Annotated in this window: 14 protein-coding genes, 1 tRNA gene and 2 pseudogenes; 11 read left to right on the forward strand and 6 right to left on the reverse strand. The window is 39.9% G+C overall.

Annotated features, from left to right (window positions below; translation table 11 throughout):
• Positions 1 to 3 precede the first annotated feature (3 nt).
• The 6 genes from B5488_RS02670 to bglX all read left to right on the forward strand — a co-directional run bounded on the left by B5488_RS02670 (position 4) and on the right by bglX (position 9,647).
• On the forward strand, positions 4 to 1,737 hold the full coding sequence (locus B5488_RS02670) for a LamG-like jellyroll fold domain-containing protein (protein WP_079733868.1): 1,734 nt from the start codon (positions 4 to 6) through the stop codon (positions 1,735 to 1,737).
• A gap of 201 nt (positions 1,738 to 1,938) precedes the next feature.
• Entirely contained in the window at positions 1,939 to 3,270 is a 1,332-nt protein-coding gene (locus B5488_RS02675) for a glucoamylase family protein (RefSeq protein ID WP_079733869.1), read from the forward strand.
• 25 nt (positions 3,271 to 3,295) lie between these two features.
• A complete protein-coding gene (locus tag B5488_RS02680) occupies positions 3,296 to 4,666 on the forward strand; it encodes a glucoamylase family protein (RefSeq protein ID WP_079733870.1) in 1,371 nt (456 codons plus the stop codon).
• Positions 4,667 to 4,715: 49 nt separating this feature from the next.
• Entirely contained in the window at positions 4,716 to 5,513 is a 798-nt protein-coding gene (locus B5488_RS02685; protein ID WP_079733871.1) for a carboxylesterase family protein, read from the forward strand.
• A 20-nt stretch (positions 5,514 to 5,533) separates the two neighbouring features.
• Positions 5,534 to 7,342 (forward strand): family 43 glycosylhydrolase, encoded by a 1,809-nt coding sequence (locus B5488_RS02690; RefSeq protein ID WP_231919796.1) that lies wholly within the window; start codon positions 5,534 to 5,536, stop codon positions 7,340 to 7,342.
• Positions 7,343 to 7,373: 31 nt separating this feature from the next.
• Positions 7,374 to 9,647, forward strand: coding sequence for a beta-glucosidase BglX (gene bglX / locus B5488_RS02695; RefSeq protein ID WP_079733873.1), 2,274 nt, complete (start codon positions 7,374 to 7,376; stop codon positions 9,645 to 9,647).
• A 312-nt stretch (positions 9,648 to 9,959) separates the two neighbouring features.
• On the opposite strand, the gene B5488_RS02700 is transcribed toward bglX, so the two are convergent.
• Complete coding sequence (locus B5488_RS02700; RefSeq protein ID WP_079733874.1) at positions 9,960 to 12,557, reverse strand: glycoside hydrolase family 2 TIM barrel-domain containing protein; 2,598 nt, start codon at positions 12,555 to 12,557, stop codon at positions 9,960 to 9,962.
• A gap of 25 nt (positions 12,558 to 12,582) precedes the next feature.
• Complete coding sequence (locus tag B5488_RS02705) at positions 12,583 to 13,482, reverse strand: alpha/beta hydrolase (protein WP_079733875.1); 900 nt, start codon at positions 13,480 to 13,482, stop codon at positions 12,583 to 12,585.
• A 169-nt stretch (positions 13,483 to 13,651) separates the two neighbouring features.
• On the opposite strand from B5488_RS02705, the gene B5488_RS02710 reads away from it, so the two are divergent.
• The 4 genes from B5488_RS02710 (at position 13,652) to B5488_RS02720 (ending at position 16,035) form a co-directional block, all read left to right on the forward strand.
• On the forward strand, positions 13,652 to 14,059 hold the full coding sequence (locus B5488_RS02710; protein WP_407690215.1) for a GatB/YqeY domain-containing protein: 408 nt from the start codon (positions 13,652 to 13,654) through the stop codon (positions 14,057 to 14,059).
• Between the two features lie 47 nt (positions 14,060 to 14,106).
• Positions 14,107 to 14,180, forward strand: a tRNA-Arg gene (locus tag B5488_RS02715).
• A gap of 897 nt (positions 14,181 to 15,077) precedes the next feature.
• Complete coding sequence (locus tag B5488_RS18375; protein WP_146128763.1) at positions 15,078 to 15,218, forward strand: alpha-L-fucosidase; 141 nt, start codon at positions 15,078 to 15,080, stop codon at positions 15,216 to 15,218.
• A 505-nt stretch (positions 15,219 to 15,723) separates the two neighbouring features.
• Complete coding sequence (locus tag B5488_RS02720) at positions 15,724 to 16,035, forward strand: hypothetical protein (protein WP_079733876.1); 312 nt, start codon at positions 15,724 to 15,726, stop codon at positions 16,033 to 16,035.
• A gap of 128 nt (positions 16,036 to 16,163) precedes the next feature.
• Here the strand turns inward: B5488_RS02720 and B5488_RS02725 are convergent, their stop codons facing one another.
• Positions 16,164 to 17,411 (reverse strand): IS4 family transposase, encoded by a 1,248-nt coding sequence (locus tag B5488_RS02725; RefSeq protein WP_079736478.1) that lies wholly within the window; start codon positions 17,409 to 17,411, stop codon positions 16,164 to 16,166.
• 140 nt (positions 17,412 to 17,551) lie between these two features.
• On the opposite strand from B5488_RS02725, the gene B5488_RS02730 reads away from it, so the two are divergent.
• A complete protein-coding gene (locus tag B5488_RS02730; protein WP_079733877.1) occupies positions 17,552 to 18,370 on the forward strand; it encodes an SDR family oxidoreductase in 819 nt (272 codons plus the stop codon).
• 152 nt (positions 18,371 to 18,522) lie between these two features.
• Here the strand turns inward: B5488_RS02730 and B5488_RS02735 are convergent.
• From B5488_RS02735 to B5488_RS02750, 3 genes and pseudogenes are all read right to left on the reverse strand, one after another.
• Positions 18,523 to 19,164, reverse strand: a pseudogene (locus tag B5488_RS02735) (IS982 family transposase); the annotation flags it as partial.
• Positions 19,151 to 19,718: pseudogene (locus B5488_RS02745) on the reverse strand (transposase); the annotation flags it as partial. The pseudogenes B5488_RS02745 and B5488_RS02735, both read right to left, overlap by 14 nt.
• A 42-nt stretch (positions 19,719 to 19,760) precedes the next feature.
• A complete protein-coding gene (locus B5488_RS02750) occupies positions 19,761 to 20,054 on the reverse strand; it encodes a transposase (RefSeq protein ID WP_079733881.1) in 294 nt (97 codons plus the stop codon).
• Positions 20,055 to 20,081 lie beyond the last annotated feature (27 nt).

Here is a 20,081-nt window from a genome sequence, read left to right on the forward strand (position 1 = left end):
ACAATGAAAAAAATCAATAAATATTATTTCGGAATATTTTCATTCATCCTGCTGCTCACTTCCTGTGAGTATGATGGAATAGATCCGCTAACCCAGGTAGATCCGGGTGAGGATGCCGGTGCCCCCGAGGTTTCAATTAACTATCCTAACGAAGGCACTACAATCCAGGTACCTGAAGCGGTAGCCTCAATAAATATTAGGTTTGAGGTAGTTGATGATATCGAGGTAGATATGATTGAAGTGCTGGTAAACGGAGATCAAATTGCAACTTTTAATGAGTTTCTTGACTATCGTATCGTAAACGAAGAAGTGAGTTTTGATAACGTTACCAATGGGGAACACACCTTAACCATTAATGCTACAGATATTGCCGGAAATACGACAAGCAAAACAGTGAATTTTAGTAAAGAACCTCCTTATACTCCAAAATATGCGGGAGAGTTTTTTTATATGCCTTTTGATGCAGATTTTACCGAATTGGTAAACATTTATATGGCCGATGAAACAGGAGATCCGGCTATTTCCGGTGAAGCTTATCTGGGAACAGGTGCCTATGAAGGGGTAGCTGAATCTTATATAGATGTGCCATTGGACCATGAGAATCTTGGTAGTGAATTTAGTGGTGCTTTTTGGTATAAAGTAAATACAGATGAAGCTGACCGGGCAGGAATACTTGTAGCCGGCGCCGAAGGTTCTGGGGATAGTGAAAGCCGTCAGCAGGGTTTCCGTCTATTTAGAGAAGGTTCAGCTGAAGAGCAAACCATAAAGATGAACGTTGGAACCGGTACCGGTGAAAGCTGGAATGACGGTGGAATAATAGATGTTACTAATAACGAATGGGTTCATATCGCGTTCAGCGTAACTCCTACAGAAACTGTGCTTTATATTAATGGAATGCCAGTAAATACAGGAACCATGACCGCAGCTATAGACTGGACCGGGGTAGAACAACTTACCATAGGTGCAGGTGGAGATACCTTTAGCTATTGGGATCACAGATCTGATATTAACAGTAACATTGATGAACTTAGACTTTTCAATACTACCTTAACTCAGGAAGATATTCAGGCCTTGATTAATGCCTCATCAATTACCCTCGATATGCCTTTTAATGGAGATTATAGAGATATGGTTTCCAATCGGGAAGTTACAGAAGTAGGTTCTCCAGGGTTTGCAGGAGAAAGTGTAGAAGGTAATAATGCTTACGCAGGTGCCGAAGGTGCATATCTTCAATTACCTTCTGATGGACTTTTAAGCGAAGAATTCAGTACTACTTTCTGGTATAAAGTTAATGCCGATCCAGATCGTGCAGGAATTATAACTATTAGTCCGGAAGATGAAAATAATCCTGATGCACAAAATAATAGAACCAGTGGTTTCCGTCTCTTTAGAGAAGGAAGTGCCGACGAACAACGTATTAAGGCCAATATTGGAAATGGCTCTGCTGATAGTTGGAATGATGGTGGAGTGATAGATGTAGCTGCAGGAGAATGGGTGCACGTTGCCCTTGTGATCACAGATTCTGAAAGCCGAATTTATTTAGATGGTGAATTAGTGAATACCGGTGCTATTTCAGGAGGAATAGACTGGACGGGAACCGATATTGTTTCCATTATGTCTGGCGCTCCAAGGTTTACAGAATGGGGCCACCTTGCTGACCAAAGTTATATGGATAACCTGCGTTTCTACAATAAAGCGCTTACTGAGGATGAGATCCAGACTGCAATGGCAGAATAGACATAAAAATAGCGAAGTTGTCTGAAAAAATTTAAAAATCGTCATTCTGTCCCAGAACTTTGGGACAGCTTGACGAAAATCAATCTTTTCAGACAGCTTCATCTTTTTGTCTTGCTAATATAGTTTTAGTGAGCTAAGCGATATTGGCTAAAAAATAATTAGAAATCATAATTTATATTCTTCCATAATCAAAACTTCGTGATGTTTAGAACCTTATATTTTATAGGATTAGTACTTATTTTTTCTTCCTGCTCGGGTGATGATGGTCCCGGCTACCAGGAACCTTTTGATCCTGATTCAGAAAATGAAGAAGAAGAAAAATTGACAGATGAAGAATTACTGGAAAAAGTTCAGGAACAAACCTTTAAATATTTCTGGGATTTTGCCGGCACTAATTCCGGGTTAGCCCGAGAACGCTCCCAGGACGATGCTTATGGAGGTGAAGGAAGAAATATTGTTACCACCGGAGGCTCCGGTTTTGGCCTGGCGGCTTTTCCCGTTGCTGTAGAGCGCGGCTGGATAAACAGAGCTGAAGCAGTTGAAAGACTGGAAAAAATTTTAGACTTTTTGGAAGAAGTTCCCACCTATCACGGCGCGTTTTCTCACTGGTATTTAGACGATGTTGCTCAAACCCGGCAATTCGGGGATATGGATGATGGTGGTGATCTTGTAGAAACTGCTTTTCTTATGCAGGGCTTACTAATTAACCGACAGTATTTTTCCGAAGAAACAAGTATTTCAGAACGAATCACTGAACTGTGGGAAGCTGTAGAATGGGATTGGTACACCCAGGGAGAAAATGTGCTTTACTGGCACTGGTCCCCAACTTATAATTTTCAGAAAGATTTAAAAATTCAGGGTTGGAATGAATCTCTTATGGTTTATGTGCTTGCTGCATCATCACCTACTCATTCCATTGAACCTGAAGTTTATCACCAGGGCTGGGCATCAAATGGCGCTATGGTAAATGATCGTCAGCATTACGGACTTGATCTACCGCTTGGGCCATCATATGGCGGTCCTTTATTCTTTGCACACTATTCTTTTATTGGCCTTGATCCTCGAAATCTAAGCGATGAATACGCTAATTATTGGGAACAAAATGTTGCGCATAGTCTTATTCATTATAATTATGCGATAGATAATCCTAAAAACTTTGAAGGATATGGCGAAAACAGCTGGGGTTTTACCGCCAGTGATAATTATGAAGGTTATTCGGCACACAGCCCGGCAAACGATTTGGGGGTAATTACGCCTACGGCAGCTTTATCTTCTTTCCCATATGCCCCGGAAGAATCTATGAAAGCTCTACGCTATTTTTATGAAGAAATGGGTGATGAACTATGGGGACCTTATGGGTTCTACGATGCGTTTTCTGAGGAAGAAAACTGGGTGGCCGATGGTTACCTCGCTATAGACCAGGGGCCAATAATTTCAATGATAGAAAATCATAGAACTGGTTTACTTTGGGATCTTTTTATGCAAGATGAAGAAATACAGGCCGGTTTAGAAAAACTGGGGTTTAATTATTAATTCCGAAAATTAAAAATTATACAAAATGACTAACTATAAATCAATTCTAAGTTTTTTTATATTCACTTTATTACTTTCTAGTTGTAAAAATGAAGCCGATAAAAAAGAGAGAGAGCTAGAAAAGGCAGAAACTGGAACCCTTTCAGAAGAAGCATTATTAGATACGGTTCAGAAGCAAACCCTTAAATACTTCTGGGATTATGCAGAACCAAATTCCGGAATGGCCCGCGAACGCTATCATCCAGATGGGGATTACCCAAAAAACGATTCGCACGTAGTCACAACAGGTGGGTCTGGGTTTGGGTTAATGGCAATTGTTGCAGGTATAGAACGAGAATTTATTCCAAGAGATTCAGCGGTTTCCCGCTTAGATAAAATTGCCGATTTTTTAGATAATGCTCCAAGATTTCACGGGGTTTGGCCACACTGGTTAAACGGTGAAACTGGGGAAACTCAAGCTTTTAGTGATAAAGATAATGGTGGAGACCTTGTGGAAACTTCATTTTTAGCCCAGGGATTTATCGTAGTTCGTGAATATTTAAAAAATGGAAATGAAGAAGAAAAAGCAGTTGCTGCAAAATATGATGAGCTTTGGAAAGGCATAGAATGGGAATGGTACACCAATAATAAAAACGGACTCTACTGGCACTGGTCACCAGATTATCAATGGGAAATGGACTTTATGATCGAAGGCTATAATGAGTGTTTGATCACTTACGTAATGGCTGCTTCTTCTCCAGATCACGCGATTGATGCTAAAGCTTATCACGATGGTTGGGCTCGTAGCGGTAATATTGTAAGCGATAAAGAAGCCTACGGAATTCCGTTAATACTGAAGCATAACACCCGTGGTGATAAAGCCGGTCCGCTTTTTTGGGCACATTATTCTTATTTAGGATTGAATCCGAAGGGACTTGAAGATAAATACGCTAATTATTGGGATTTGAATGTAAACCACACAAAAATCAATTATGAGTACGCGCAGGAAAATCCGAATAATTCTGCAACCTATAACGAAAATTCCTGGGGCTTAACGGCCAGTTATACCCGTAATGAAGATGATGGAATAGGTTACACTGCTCATTCCCCAGACACCGATCGCGGTGTGGTTTCTCCAACTGCAGCCATTAGTTCTATTCCCTATACGCCAGAGCTCTCTTTAAATGCAATGCGTTACTTCTTTGAGGACCAAAACGAATTGCTTTGGGGCCCAGCTGGATTTTATGATGCCTATAGCCTGGAAGGTGAAGATTGGGTAGCACCAAAATATTTGGCGATAGATCAGGGACCGCAAGTAGTAATGATAGAGAATTATAGATCAAGATTAATCTGGGATCTATTTATGGGTGCCCCTGAAGTTCAAAATGGATTAGATAAACTTGGTTTTTCTTATTAAAAACAAACCTCACAGGTTTTCAATACCTGTGAGGTTTAAATAATAAAAAATGAAAAAAAGATTTTTATACGTATTGGTTGTTTTTCTGGTGATTCTACTCGTAGTTCCATTTTCAGTAAATGCACAGGAGAAGGAATCCTTTAAAAAAGAACATTTTATTAAAAATGCTGATACTTTGAATTACCGTATTCTTTTTCCGAAGGATTTTTCTGAAGATAAAGAATATCCTGTGGTATTGTTTCTGCACGGTGCAGGAGAAAGGGGCGACGATAACCAATCACAATTAACACACGGCAGTGAATTGTTTCTGAAGCATCAGGAAGAATTTCCAGCGATAGTTATTTTTCCGCAGGCACCAAAAGAAGATTACTGGGCAAAAGTTGAGGTGAATCGGGATACCGTGCCTTTCCAATTCGATTTTATGAATAAAAAACCTGCAACAAAATCTTTACAATTAGTAATGGATTTAATGGATGAAATGCAGGCTGAAGCCTTTGTGAATTCTGATAGAATTTATGTGGGTGGACTTTCAATGGGAGGAATGGGAACCTTTGAACTCATTTACAAAAAACCTGAAATGTTTGCCGCAGCTTTTGCTATTTGTGGTGGTGCCAATCCTGAAATCGCTAAAGAATATCCTGAAGGTTTCAATATTTGGCTTTTCCATGGAAAAAAGGATGATGTAGTACTCCCGGAATATTCAGAAGCAATGGCCCGCGCCATTAATCATTACGGAGGAAATGCTAAACTTTCGCTTTATCCAAATGATAACCATAACAGCTGGGATTCAGCCTTTGCAGAACCTAATTTATTGCCCTGGTTATTCTCTCATAATAAGGAAGAATAGGGAAGTAATATAAAAAAGAAATGATGAAAAATTTCAAAAAGGTATTTACAATTACAGCTATACTTTTTGGTGCAATTTTAAATGCACAAGAAGTAGTCCCGGAAACCTATATCAATCCGCTGGATATTGATTATACCTATATGGTTTATAATTCCAGTAAGAATATTTCCTATCGTTCGGGTGCCGATCCCGCGGTAATTGAATTTCAAGGCGAATACTATATGTTCGTTACCCGTTCTTTTGGGTACTGGCATTCTAAAGATTTGATTAATTGGGAATTTATAAAGCCAGATCAATGGTTTTTCGAAGGCTCCAATGCACCAACCGCTTTTAATTATAATGATTCGCTGGTATATTTTGCGGGAGATCCGGCAGGCTATGGAAGTATTCTGTACACCGATGATCCCAAAAGTGGTGAGTGGACACCAACGGCATCAATTTCCAATAATATCCAGGATTCCGAATTATTTATTGACGATGACGGGAAAACCTATCTGTATTGGGGCTCGTCAAATGTACATCCGCTGCGTGTGAAAATGCTGGATAAAGATGATCGTTTTATAGAAACCGGAGTTGAAAAAGAACTTTTCAACCTGGTTGAAGAAGAACACGGTTGGGAACGTTTTGGCGAAAATAATTACCATCCAACTTTAAAGGAAGGTTATATGGAAGGTGCTTCAATGACCAAACACGATGGTAAATACTATTTACAGTATGCGGCGCCCGGGACACAGTTTAATGTGTATGCCGATGCCGCTTATGTTGGAAAAAGTCCGCTTGGTCCGTTTAAATACATGAAAAATAATCCCATGAGTTTTAAGCCGGGCGGTTTCGCGAATGGAGCAGGCCACGGGATTACTATGAAACAAACAAATGGGCAATACTGGCATTTTGCGACCATGGCATTGGCTTCCAATTCTCATTGGGAACGTCGGTTAAGTATGTTTCCAACTTATTTTGATGATGAAGGTTTAATGTACACCATTACAAGCTATGGTGATTATCCCTTATACGGTCCAGATCACCCTACAAAAGCAGGACTGCATAATGGCTGGATGTTGCTTTCTTATCAAGGAAAAACAAGAGTCTCCTCTTCGCAAATGCAGGTGAGGAAAAGTACTTCTACTTATGATGATTTTGATATTACCGAAATGCCGCTGGAAAGAAATAATGAAGGTGAAATTATTTCGAAGTTGTTAACCGATGAAAGTCCGAAATCTTATTGGGTTGCTGAAGCCAATGATGATAAGCAATGGGTAGAGATCGAAATGCTTTCCCCAGGAAATATTTATGCTTTTCAACTGAATTTTCACGATGAAGAATCGGGCATTTATACCCGTACCGAAGGTTTGCGACACCGATTCACCCTGGAAGTTTCAGAAGATAGTGAAAACTGGGAAACAGTTGTAGACCGAAGCAAAAGTTTTAAAGATACACCGAATGCCTATATCCCCCTTAATCAACCTGTAAAAGGAAAATATGTGCGTTATAATAATATTGAAGTTCCGGGTAATAACCTGGCTTTATCTGAGATAAGGGTTTTTGGGAAAGGTTTAGGTAAGAAGCCTGCTAAGGTTAAAGACTTTGAAATTTCTCGGCAGGAAGACCGGAGGGATGCTGCTTTTTCTTGGAATCCGGTTAAAGGAGCCCAGGGCTATAACATTCGCTGGGGGATTGCGCCAGATAAATTGTACCACGCCTGGTTAATTTATGATGAAAATGAACATTTTATGCGCAACCTGGACCGTGATACAAAGTATTACTTCCAAATTGAAGCCTTTAACGAAAATGGAATTTCAGAAAAAACTGAAGTTCAGGAAGTGAAATAAAGAAAATTATCAATTTTAAAGAATAACCAATATGAAAAATTTTAATCTGTCAGTCGCTTTGCTGTTTTTTATAGGACTTTCAAGTTTGTACGCACAGGAAAAGATCCAGCAGGTAGAGGATATACTGGAAAAAATGACACTGGAAGAAAAGATTGGTCAGCTTAATTTGCTTACTCCGGGTGGTGGCGTTGCTACGGGATCAGTAGTAAGTGAAGATGTGGAAGCGAAGATCAAAGCCGGAAATGTAGGTGGAGTTTTTGGTGTTTCCAGCCCCGAAAAAGTTAGACAGGCCCAGAAGCTTGCTGTAGAGAATTCACGTTTGGGAATTCCATTGCTTATCGGGTCTGATGTTATTCACGGGTATAAAACTACGTTTCCTATTCCATTGGGACTTTCTTCCAGCTGGGATATGGAGTTAATAAAGGAAACCGCGCAAATTGCGGCTAAAGAAGCCACGGCTGATGGAATCAACTGGAACTTCTCGCCAATGGTAGATATCGCTCGCGATCCGCGTTGGGGACGAATTGCTGAAGGTGCCGGGGAAGATCCTTATTTGGGTTCCCAGGTTGCAAAAGCGATGGTAGAAGGTTACCAGGGCGACGATTTTACTGCGCCACATACGATGATCGCCACGGTGAAACATTTGGCACTTTACGGAGCTTCTGAAGCCGGGCGAGATTACAACTCGGTAGATATGAGTAAGATTAAAATGTTCAATGAATACTTGCCACCATATAAAGCAGCTGTAGATGCAGGTGTTGCCAGCGCAATGACTTCTTTTAACGATATTCACGGCGTTCCTGCTTCAGGAAATAAATGGTTGATTACCGATTTGTTCCGGGAGCGTTGGGGTTTTGAAGGTTTTGTGGTTTCAGATTATACTTCGGTAAATGAAATGATCGCCCACGGAATGGGAGATTTGCAGGATGTTTCGGCATTGGCTATAAACGCCGGTCTCGATATGGATATGGTTGGTGAAGGTTTTTTAACCACCCTGAAGAAATCTGTTGAAGAAGGCAGGGTTTCCGAAGAACAGATCACCAAAGCGGCTCGCAGAATTCTGGAAGCAAAACATAAACTGGGACTTTTAGACGATCCATATTTATATTCAGATGAAAGCAGGCCCGAAAAAGATATTCTTTCCGAAGAAAATAGGGCGGTAGCAAGAAAAGCTGCAAGACGTTCTTTTGTGCTGTTGAAAAAGCACGAAAATACACTGCCTTTAGCTAAAGATGCTAAAATTACATTGGTTGGACCTTTGGCTGATAATAAGAATAATATGTTGGGAACCTGGGCGCCAACAGGTGATCCACAACTTTCAATTCCGGTTTTAGAAGGAATAAAAAATGTTGCTCCAGATGCTCAAATCACTTATGCAAAAGGCGCCAATATTAGTAATGACACAACTTTTGCCAAAAACGTAAATGTATTTGGACCGCGTATCGAGATTTCAGAAGAAACTCCTGAAACAATGATTGAGGAAGCTTTAGAGGTTTCAAAAGATGCCGATGTAATTGTTGCTGTGGTGGGAGAGGCTACCGAAATGAGCGGGGAAGCTGCCAGCCGTACCGATCTAAATATTCCTGATAGTCAGAAAAAATTGGTCAGGGAACTTGTGAAAACCGGGAAGCCGGTAGTTTTAGTATTAATGAGTGGTCGTCCATTAGTGATTTCGGAAGAGATGGAAATGCCGGTGAGTATCCTACAGGTTTGGCATCCAGGCATAGAAGCAGGTAATGCAATTGCCGATGTGCTTTTTGGTGATTATAATCCTTCAGGAAAGTTAACCGCTACCTGGCCTAGGAATGTTGGACAAATTCCAATTTATTACCGAATGAAAACTACCGGGAGACCGGCGGCATCACCATCGGAATTCGAGAAATTCAAATCTAATTATTTAGATGTTGAAAATACCCCGCAATTGCCATTTGGCTATGGGTTGTCTTATACCGATTTTGAATATGGTGAAGCTGAAACGAGCGCTGATAAATTAAGCGAAAACGGAAGTATCACCATTACCACTACAGTTGCCAATACCGGTGATTTTGATGGGGAAGAAGTGGTGCAGCTATATATTCACGACAAAGTTCGCAGTATTACACCGCCAATGAAGGAATTAAAAGCCTTTAAAAAAGTGGAAATAAAGAAAGGAGAATCTAAAGAAGTGAGTTTTGAGATCACTACTGAAGATCTGAAATTTTATAATGCAGATCTGGATTTTGTAGTAGAACCCGGCGAATTCGAATTTTTCGTTGCCGGAAGTTCAGACCACGAATTTACGAATGAATTTACGGTAGAGGAGTAGTTTTTTATTGATGCACAAACCCTAAGATACCCTACTGTCTTGGAGGTTATTAATCCCGCCTCGGCGGGATTTTTTGTTTCCAGAGTGATTTGAGAAATATAGGCTTTGAGTTGTGCCGCTCCGCTGGAGCTTTTTTAAAAAAATCTAACTGTCATTTTTCTATAAATATGCCACTCCTATGGAGTTCTGATAGACTTTTTTCGGTTTAAAAAATTGTTTGGGGAATCTGCAAACAAGCCTCAGCGAGGCGGTATATTTATAACCAACATATTCATTAGAAAGAAAGAGCTCCATCGGAGCGGCATAATTCCCTTACAATTTTTCTAATTTAATTCCGGATAATAATGCTTTTCCTGAATTCTCTTTAAATTCTACTGAAATCCCATCCTCGGTTATTACCTCATAAGAAATTTCAACTGCCCGAAGTCTGCCAAAATCCCGAGCCAGGTTGAAGTCTCTGGAAAGTGTTTTTCCATTAATTTTTACATCAAAACTTCTTAAGCCGGAAATTTCCTTTTTCTCAGCTTCACTCAGGTTATAAATATTTTCTTCGGAAGCATTATATTCAGGTTCGGCGAAGAGTAGTGTCACACGGTAATTTCCTTCTTTTACATCAAATTTATAGGCTTCAATTCCTTCCCGCATCGTTTGAAAAAGCGGATCGTCTTCGGTGCCTTGGATATCTGAAGCTGTTCCCTGGAATTTGCTGCTGTTTTTCTGGTAAACCTCTCCGCCAGCATAACCAAAGCTACCATCACTATATTCCTGGTCACTAATCCAGGTTTCGCCGGTAATTTCATCGGTGAAATTCACGTGGGTTCCCACGTTTATCATTATCGCGTTTTGATCAATTTCAGGAACAAGGTTTTTTCGGTATTTCACCTCAATTTCCCGGGAATGTGAAACTGTTCCGTCTGTAGCGGTTAATTGATGTTTTCCTTCCGAAAGGGAAAGTTCAAAAACTGCAATACCATCATCAACTTCCGAGGTGAATTCAGAATCATCTACTTTCAATTTTACCTCTTCAGCATTTGAAAAAACCGTAATTGTTATACTATCATTTTGGTCTTTCGGATAGCGTTTTTCATAATTTTTCCCGGCAATATATATAAAAGCTTCTTCCAGTAATCTCGCCTGGTAATAATGGTAAATGTCTTTTTTGCTCCTGTCTATATTAACCAAACCTTTCTGATTGATATAAGGGCGAGAATCCTGCCGAAATGAAGAACCAAAATCGGCGAAATTCCAGGCGGTCATTCCAAATACGAAATCCCGCTCCTGCACCTGGTTTAAATAACTTCTATGGAGTTTTAATTGATAGCTTTCAGAATAATCCCAGGGTTTGGGATCATCGGTCTGAATCCTGGAATCGGCACCCGGACCATATTCCGAAATGAAGAGGGGTCTGTCGGGATAACGTTTGTGCTGATCATCTAAAAACTCGCCGAAACTATCCAAACCGGGAGAATACCAGCCAAAATAAAGGTTCCAGCCAATTACATCGGGAATGTCAGCAATTCCAGATTCGTTGTATAATTCGTTTTCGTGCAAAGCCATCACGGTCAATCGATCGGGGTCCAGGCGTTTGGTTTCTTTTTCCAGCTTTTCGGCCAGTTCCACCGAGGTTTTGATCTTGGCAGTTTTTTCTTCCTCAGTGATCTGATTATTGAAAACTAACCTGATAAAGATCTCATTCATTAGGCCCCACATTACTATGGAAGGATGATTGTAAAACTGCAGAATTTGCTCGCGTTGCATTTTAAGTGAAACATCGTGGTAAGCATCGGTATCGGTGACATCGTTGATTACAGGAACCTCAGTCCACACCAATAAACCAAGTTCGTCGCATATTTTGTAAACTTCTGGATCCTGCGGATAATGCGCCGTACGAATCACATTAGCGCCCATTTCTTTTATGGTTTTATAATCTGATTTATGGATCTTGTTGGGCAATGCATTGCCTAAACCTTTAAAATCCTGGTGACGGTTGGCGCCAATGAGTTTTATGGGTTTTCCGTTTAAAACAAAGCCTTTTTCGGTGCTCACTTCAAACCAACGCAATCCGAATTTGGAATCTATTTCATCTAAAATTTCTTCGGAATTCTCTTCGGAAATCTTCGCTACGGCATAATATAAACTGGGCGCATCTGGCGACCATAATTCCGGATGATTGATTTCTTTGCTGAAACTAACCGATTTATTTTCAGCAGGCGAAAGCTGAACTTGTTTGGATAAAGTTTCGATTTTCTGTTTTTCTGGACTGAAAATATCTACACTCACCTGTAGGTTTTTTGTAGTTTCAGAATGATTTACGATTTGGCTTTCAAAAGTAACCTGGGCATTTTCCGCAGAAACATCAGGAGTTTTAATAATCATATTCCCGGTAGCTTCATTTTCGAGTTCAAAGTGGATTTTGTTAGTGAGAATGAGTTGTAGATCGCGATAAATTCCGCCGTAGAAATTGAAATCGGCATCCAGCGGGGGAATATCGGTGTTGTGCGCATTATCAACCTCAATTCTTAGCTGGTTAGCTTCGCCATAATTTAGTGCTTCAGAAATATCAAAAACGAAACCTGTGTAACCGCCGCGATGTTCACCAATCTTTTTATCATTTACAAAAACAGTGGTGATTTGATTACTGCCCTCAAACTTTAAAAATGCCTGTTGTTGCTGCCATTCCTGCGGTACAAATAGCGTTTTTTGATAAATCCCTTTTCCGCGGAAATATTCTTTCCCATCGCGGAAAGCATCTTCATCATTCCAGGTGTGGGGAATATTTACAATTTCGGTTTTCTCATTTTTTTCCGAAGAAAATTCCCAGGCTGAGTTTATGGTTTGAATATTTCTTTGGGCAAAAAGATTCAAACTCAAAAAGAAGGAGAGAACGAAAAGGTGATATGCGGTTTTCATAAATTATGCTTTCATTAAAAGAATATTATTTCCAGACTTCAATTTGACGGTTTTCTTCATTTAGGAACACCGAATAAAAGAATTCGAAGACTTCAGGTAAATAGTCAAAAGGCATTCCTGAGTGTTCGTGTTTTCCGTCTTTAAAACTATAAAGCATATAAGCAGTATTCAAATTTTCCAGTTTTTCAGTAATTGTTTTGGAGCCGTCTAGCATAATATAACCCGGTTGGTCAGGAGTACACCAATGGTGTGGGGCGGTAGCGTATGGGACTAGGTTATCTTCGGTTCCGTGGAAAAATACCCCGGGAACTGCATTTTCTTCAGTAATATAGCGTGCATCTACAATGGCGCCGGCCAGGGAGAAAACACCTGCAAAATTGATGTTCTCATATTTTGAGAAATCATCAAACATCAGATTTTCGTTATAAACAGCGTTTAGAACCGCTTCAGCCCCTGCACTACTTCCGCCAACGATTATTTTGTCTAGATCAATTTGATATTCCTCTTTATTTTTTACCATAAAATGAACGGCATCCATAAAGTCTTCTGCAGCCAGTCTAAAGGTTTCCATTTTTCCGGAGGCTTTATAATCGCAACCAAAAGATTGTCCTTTTCGGGTTAACCGATATGAAATCTGAACAGCGACATAGCCTTTTTTTGCCGCAGTCTCAGCAAATTTTACTTCGGCCGAATTTGTGCGGGTTCCACCTGCAAAGCCACCACCGTGCATAAAAATAATGACCGGCCGTTGTTGCAAGGTATCTTTTTCAGGTTGATAAATATCCAGCTTTAAAGCTTCGCCGTTTTTGGTGGCGTAGGTTTTAGTTTCAGTGTTTTTTAACTGAAAAGAACTGTCTATAAATCGCTGTTGCGCTGAAATTGAAAAACTTAGCAATAAGAGGATAATTGAAATTAGGTTTTTCATAAGTGAATTATAGTTTAGCGTCTCAAGATACTTAATTTTGCAGGGAGAATAAGTGGGGATTTTAATTTTAATATTTTATCTTCGCTGCTTAGATTACCGCCTTCGCGGAAATGACAATGATGTATTTATGAGTTTACAGGATAAAGTAATGGCAGAGATGAAAGCTGCTATGAAAGCTAAAGACAGTGAAAAACTGGAAGCTTTACGATCGGTAAAAAGTGCTATTTTATTAGCCAATACGGAGAGCGCTGCAAAAGACGGTTTGAGTGAAGATGAAGAACTTAAGATTTTACAGAAACTTGTAAAGCAACGTAAGGAAAGCGCTGCGATTTACAGGGAACAGAATAGGGCTGATTTAGCTGAACCTGAGGAAAAACAGGCCGCAGTAATTGAATCTTTTTTACCGGAGCAGTTAAGCGAAGCTGAAATTGAAGCTAAAGTAGACGAGATTATCGCTAAAACCGGAGCCAGCGGAATGCAGGATATGGGAAAAGTAATGGGAATGGCCAGCAACGAACTAGCCGGTAGAGCTGACGGTAGAACGATTTCTACAATTGTAAAAAGAAAATTAATCTAGAAGTTTAAGTTTAGCAGTTTTAATTTTTGCTAACAGCTAACAATAATGGCCTCGTGGCGCAACTGAATAGCGCATCAGATTTCGGCTCTGAGGGTTGCAGGTTTGAATCCTGCCGGGGTCACTTAAATAAACCGCAATTTGCTGTAAAACAGTAAGTTGAGTTTTTGATTTTGATATTTTAGTCCATATCTAGTCCATATTTTTAAAATTAATACCAGTTTATTGTATAGATAAGTATATAATACAGGTGCCTTGAATACGGGATATTTCAAATTATAATCAAGTAAATTTTATGAGTTTTGCTGTTATGATATAAATTTGGATTTAGAAAACCTACAGAAAGCTGTATATGGTATGAAAGTTTATCCTACCGCTGGATTTTGTAACAAATACTGATAAAACACGATTTATTACTATTTATAAAACTAAATATCTATAAATTGAATGGTTTAGAGATAATCCAAATTCTTTTCAAGATAGCTGTTTTACGCCAAACGCTAGCTTAGAACCTTAGGTATATTTTATTTCCGAAATAGGATTTTCAGATTGAATCCGAATGGGGTTTACTTCCGTTTCACGGAAATCTTTGAAATTTATTTAATGAAACTTACACCTTATTTTTAAGTATATTTCAATTATTCAAGAACGGATTCTTTTTAGACACTTTGCTTTGAAATCGACTGGTTTATAGATCGTTTTTCGTTTTTTTTAGAAATAGACGTCTTGTTTAGCTTTGAAGTATTGTCAATCATAGTTTTGCCATTTTTTGATTGAAAGGTTTCTAGCTTGTTATAAAACGAACGGATTAACACATTTATTAAATTCTTTATATTCCTGCATAATGTTAATCTTAAAACTCGGTAAAAGTAGTAATACTCATTGTGGTATAGATCATTAAAAAATGGATGAAGATTTCTCGAATAGTTAAAACAAGAATGTTATTATATTTATTAGCCTGCTTGAGCGTCTGTATCGTTCCTTACAGGTGCAAGAGCATTAATAACCAGCCTAGAAATCTTTGGATTCCAGACCTGTCTCAGATTGGTTTCAAGATATCAAATTCGGAATTTTTATTCACTGCGGCCTTATTCGGTACCGGTCTGTTGGTCTAAGCGTGCTTATTCGGAATGGCACCAATAATGGTTGCAGGAAAAACTAGTTTTGGGAACGGAGATTTTACAATAAAAAGAGGTGTTCGACTGCCATATTAAAGCGTATGGCAAAGATTTTACCTATTACGATATTGGAAAAAAGTTCAATATTTGAAGCTGATGAGTGAACCCCTTATTCAAAATAGCGGGAGCTCGTTACGTAGTTTTACCTTTCAAACATCAAGATGGTTTTATGTTATAGCCAAGCAAAGAGACTAGCGATAGAGTGGGCTTGGCACACCATAATTACCACTAACCAAAATTGAGCTTTAATAAGACCATGGAAATCTACAGCACCCGGTGGGTGATAGAAGGCTTCTTTTATGTGAAGAATATCTTTATGCAAAGTATATGCTAAAACATTTTCTTAAAAACAACGGTGTGACTGGCTATTGGTCAGCCTTCACTTTCTATAATCACAGCGCATAAAATTATTGCCTATTTGCATAGGTGGCAACATTGCCACAAAAACTAATAAGCAATAAAATGAAACAAAATCAAACAATTACGACAATGATTGAAGATTGTACCCGCTATTTAGAGCAAAACTGCTATACTAAGCACAGGGTAGAATGGTACAAGTCTATGTGGAGAAATGGGATATGCCGCTATATGAAGGATAGGGGCATCAAAAACTACAATTGTTCTATTGGGGAGGAGTTCATCAATGATACCATTTCTTCAAAGGTAACTCCCGCTGAACGCGATGTGAATCCGCAGCATAAGTGTCCTTACCGAAATACGGGAAACAGGCAAGCTTTCCAAAAAGACGGTCCACGCGGTAGACCAAATGATATCGTTATGCAAATTGGTGCTGTAAAGTAAGCTTCGGAAACACCTGAGTCCGTAATACCTTCTTCTACCACTTTGAAAAATGTTATTCTTTGTATCACACTCATCCGAAAGTTTTTGACTTTAAACCTAAAACCTTCGGCCACCCCTATTTTCAGGCTTCAATTAGGGCTAATGGGAGAAAATAAGTCTGGATCTACCCTATAGTGGAGTTTGGTCTGACCCCTTATTCTTTTCGCCCCTTCTCCTACGGTATTGCAGGCATAATCGAGGGTAAGATAAAAACATAGACAGATCCTGATCTTTTCCACGAAATTGGAAAATGCATGTTCTTTTTTGGCTATTGTCCTCACAATTATCTGGAGCAGCAAATAGGTTATGAGCGCGATGTATATTTGTGATTTTACGGCGTTCTCACTGGTTCCAAGGAAGGTCTTTATTTGGAGGTTCTGTTTTATCGCCTTAAAAAAAAGTTCAATATCCCATCGTTTTTTATAAAGGTCCGCGATGGTCCTGGCGCTCCAATCCAAGTTGTTGGTGATTATTTCTATCACTTTGTTCTCGTCCTGCTTATAAACGTGCACCAACCGGAGAGGGTGTTCCGCAATGCCTGTTTCCACGGCCTTCTTGCTTGGTAAAACGATGATCTCGTCTTTTAGGATATCCTGATCGCTACCTTCGGGGAGCTCCAGTTCTTCCAAGGTTTGATAGACCGTATTGATCTTGATGCGAGTGACAAAAACATTTTCTGCCGCGATCCTCTGGCGCATCAACAGAAAATCGAAGTACGCCCTGTCCTCCACGATGACCGTTCCCTTTCGGAAAACGGATTGGGCCAGTCCTTTGCTGTCATGGAGCTTTGCCTCTGTTATATTGACCATATCGGGGATCATCATGGCATCGTCCCAGCAGGTATGTATTTTTATACCTCCTTTAGCTGTCCGAAACTTTGCCCAATCGAACATGGACAGACATAGACTGATCGTGGTGCTGTCGATCAATTTTATGTCACGGTCTTTGATTTCCTTGATTATATGAGACTGTCCGTGCTTCGACAATAGTCGGCCATAGTGCCCTAACAACCGGTAATATAAGCTCTCGAAGACTTTATAACTCCTCTTTTTGTTGCCATCGCTCATGGTAGAACGCGCTGGGCTCTGCTCAAGACCCAAATCCGAAATAAATGTTTCGCTGACCCCGATACCAGTGGAAATGTCACTAAGAGTGTAGCATTTATTCAGCTGTCCGAAAGTTTGGGCAACGAATTGATCGTAGGTCTTATATCTGCTGCACCCCTTGTCGCCATTGTGCTCATCGGCACAACGCGTGAGCATCCAGCGAGGACATAGGTCAATTATTTGTCGAAGAAGAGGTTTGTTTGTATTTTTAGTGCGCCTGAAGAGTCCCATAAAAATTATTTTTTTTGTCCAAAACAAAAATAAGGGATTCTCAGGCTATTTTATTTTTCAACTTTCGGATGGTTGTGAAAAAATATGTTTCATTTTCTGAGTGTCAGAATTAAGAAATTAAATAATATAAACACATAATTATGAACAATAATTTTTCAATTAAAAATAAAGTCATCGCTATAACGGGTGGGGGTGGAGTACTGGGAGGTTCCATGGCCAAATATTTGGTTCAAAACGAAGCCAAAGTAATTATTTTGGCACATAACCCTAAAAATACTGAGAAACGTGTAAAGGAACTTAATGCCATAATGCCGAATTCGGCTTCAGGTTATACGGCCGATGTCCTAGATGAAGAACTACTTGCTGAAATAGCAACTAAAATTATAGAAAAAGAAGGACGATTGGATGGTTTAATTAATGCAGCAGGAGGAAACATGCCAGGTGCAACGGTAAATCCAGACCAAACTATTTTTGATATTTCCACAGGAGATTTAAAGAAGGTGTTAGATTTAAATTTAATGGGATCTGTAATGCCTTCACTTGCTTTGGGTAAGATTATGGCAGAACAAGGTTCTGGAGTGATCATTAATATTTCGTCAATGGCCTCTACTCAGGCTATAACCAGGGTTTTAGGTTACTCTATGGCAAAATCTGGGATTGAGATATTTACCAAGTGGATGGCTATGGAAATGGCAATGAAGTTTAATGATAAAATTAGGATTAATGCTTTAGCCCCTGGCTTTTTTATTGGAAACCAAAACAGAAAGCTACTTATCAATGAGGATGGATCTTATACAGAACGTGGGAAGACCGTGATTAGAAAAACTCCCATGAAAAGATTTGGGGATGCTTCAGAATTAAATGGTACTGTTCATTACCTATTAAGCGATGCAGCGTCTTTCGTGACTGGAACAATTGTGCCAGTAGATGGAGGCTTTAGTTCATTTTCAGGAGTTTAATTGTTAAAATAAAAAATTAGTATGGAATATTTGGAAAAAACTTTTAGATGGGTCGGTCCATATTTTGGGATTGGACCATGTTTTTGTGACTGATGACTTTAAGGTTTTAAAGCACGGTATTTTAACTGATAACCTGAGTTCGACCTAAGCAATTAGCAGAATAATGCGAGTTGACCACTTGCGTTAGGCTGTCCTTCAAATTTTATTGCTGGTTTTTTCTCTTGAAAAGAGTAGGCAATTAGACTGGCCACCAGATTGGTTATAAAATTTCCAAAGCTTCTGTGTCTCGAATGCTCGGCGTGGCAAATATTCTTGAGCTGATCATTTATCGTCTCAATTATTGAACGTTTCCTTAGCAATATCTTGTCCCTCATTGTCATCAGTACGTTTTTCATATTATTGCGTATCCTGGTGACCAGATGCAGCCCATCATCAAATAACATCGCTGCGAGATCCTTTGATATATATCCTTTATCTGCATATAGGCTTCCAAAAATCTTGTTCAATATATTCCCTTCTTTAAGAGGTTCCCTATCGTCCACATTTCCCTGGGTAATCACGAAATTTAAAATTTCCCCCTTATCGTTCACTATGATATGGAGTTTAAAACCGTGGGACTAGCCCATTGTGGACTTCCCAGTGGTTGCTATTCCCTCAAAGACCTTGTTGGATTTTATGCGCTTGTTCTTGGAGACCCTCACGGGAGTGGAATCGATAAAGGAGATCCCCGTGCACTCTCCCAGGCAACGGGTCTTCATAAATAGTACAAGTGGCAGCATATTGGCTTGCATCAACCGCCACCTGCTCGTTGCTCACGTCCCTCTTCTTTGATTTGCCACCCCGTTCCCTGGGCCTGCGACCTTTACCTCCATGCCCTTTTCAGACCGAAGGAAAAAAACTCACCGCTCTCGGTGATCCCAGTGAACTCCCCACCGTCGCCCACCAACGAGGCAAGTATCTTGTGCCTCCAGTCGAAAGCGGTCTTCTTGTTGATTCCGAGGGCGGCACTTATTTTGTCCAGGCTATTCTCGTTTATCATTAACTTCAGATATTCGCCCACCTTATCGCGCCTCTGAAAGCCGGCTATCCAAGTGCCCGTGTATTCCGTAAAACCCCTATTGCAGGACTTGCATTTATAGCGTTGCACCCCGTTGTCAGTGCCTTGGCGTATATACTTCTTGTGCGAACAGTGTGGACAGGATCCCATCTTGTTGTCCAGCTCGTGACGGCGGGAAGCGTGCACGGTCAAATCTGCCGTGCGGATGGTGTCACGATTTTTTTTCAATAGCCGATCCCGCTCTGTGGTGGGCAGCGAGAGGATTTTCTCCTTAAGTTTCTCTGTTTCCATATCAGTAACTCACCTTACGCAAAAATTAATCAAAAAGGGCCGTTATGCTGCCCTTGGTGTTGATAACTTATTGAGTTCTGCATAAGCCGCTTGTTGAGCGGCCAGGTATATCTGGGTTTTCATTGCAAAATGATTTTTTTTGGTCCTCTGTTTCAACCATTCCAGTTTTATGTAGGCCACGATGGACAGCACATAATGGTTGGTTTGGGTCTTGATTGTTTTCGTTGGGCTTTTGCCAAAACCCGTATTGCTTTTTATGGATTTGTGATAAGCCTCTACTCCCCACCGTTTTTTGTAGATCGTAGTTATTTGGTCATGAGAGCTTTGTATTCGCATTGCTGTTCTTTATGCTCTTAATTTAAC

The sequence above is a fragment of the Salegentibacter salegens genome, assembly GCF_900142975.1.
In the GTDB taxonomy this organism is placed as follows: domain Bacteria; phylum Bacteroidota; class Bacteroidia; order Flavobacteriales; family Flavobacteriaceae; genus Salegentibacter; species Salegentibacter salegens.

Excerpts from the sequence above, each read along its gene's own strand:
- bglX (WP_079733873.1), top strand. The coding sequence starts at position 7,374 with ATGAAAAATTTTAATCTGTCAGTCGCTTTGCTGTTTTTTATAGGACTT.
- B5488_RS02730 (WP_079733877.1), top strand. The coding sequence starts at position 17,552 with ATGAACAATAATTTTTCAATTAAAAATAAAGTCATCGCTATAACGGGT.
- B5488_RS02690 (WP_231919796.1), top strand. The coding sequence starts at position 5,534 with ATGATGAAAAATTTCAAAAAGGTATTTACAATTACAGCTATACTTTTT.
- B5488_RS02705 (WP_079733875.1), bottom strand. The coding sequence starts at position 13,482 with ATGAAAAACCTAATTTCAATTATCCTCTTATTGCTAAGTTTTTCAATT.
- B5488_RS02675 (WP_079733869.1), top strand. The coding sequence starts at position 1,939 with ATGTTTAGAACCTTATATTTTATAGGATTAGTACTTATTTTTTCTTCC.
- B5488_RS02710 (WP_407690215.1), top strand. The coding sequence starts at position 13,652 with ATGAAAGCTAAAGACAGTGAAAAACTGGAAGCTTTACGATCGGTAAAA.
- B5488_RS02685 (WP_079733871.1), top strand. The coding sequence starts at position 4,716 with ATGAAAAAAAGATTTTTATACGTATTGGTTGTTTTTCTGGTGATTCTA.
- B5488_RS02680 (WP_079733870.1), top strand. The coding sequence starts at position 3,296 with ATGACTAACTATAAATCAATTCTAAGTTTTTTTATATTCACTTTATTA.
- B5488_RS02750 (WP_079733881.1), bottom strand. The coding sequence starts at position 20,054 with ATGCGAATACAAAGCTCTCATGACCAAATAACTACGATCTACAAAAAA.
- B5488_RS02670 (WP_079733868.1), top strand. The coding sequence starts at position 4 with ATGAAAAAAATCAATAAATATTATTTCGGAATATTTTCATTCATCCTG.
- B5488_RS02725 (WP_079736478.1), bottom strand. The coding sequence starts at position 17,411 with ATGGGACTCTTCAGGCGCACTAAAAATACAAACAAACCTCTTCTTCGA.
- B5488_RS02720 (WP_079733876.1), top strand. The coding sequence starts at position 15,724 with ATGATTGAAGATTGTACCCGCTATTTAGAGCAAAACTGCTATACTAAG.
- B5488_RS02700 (WP_079733874.1), bottom strand. The coding sequence starts at position 12,557 with ATGAAAACCGCATATCACCTTTTCGTTCTCTCCTTCTTTTTGAGTTTG.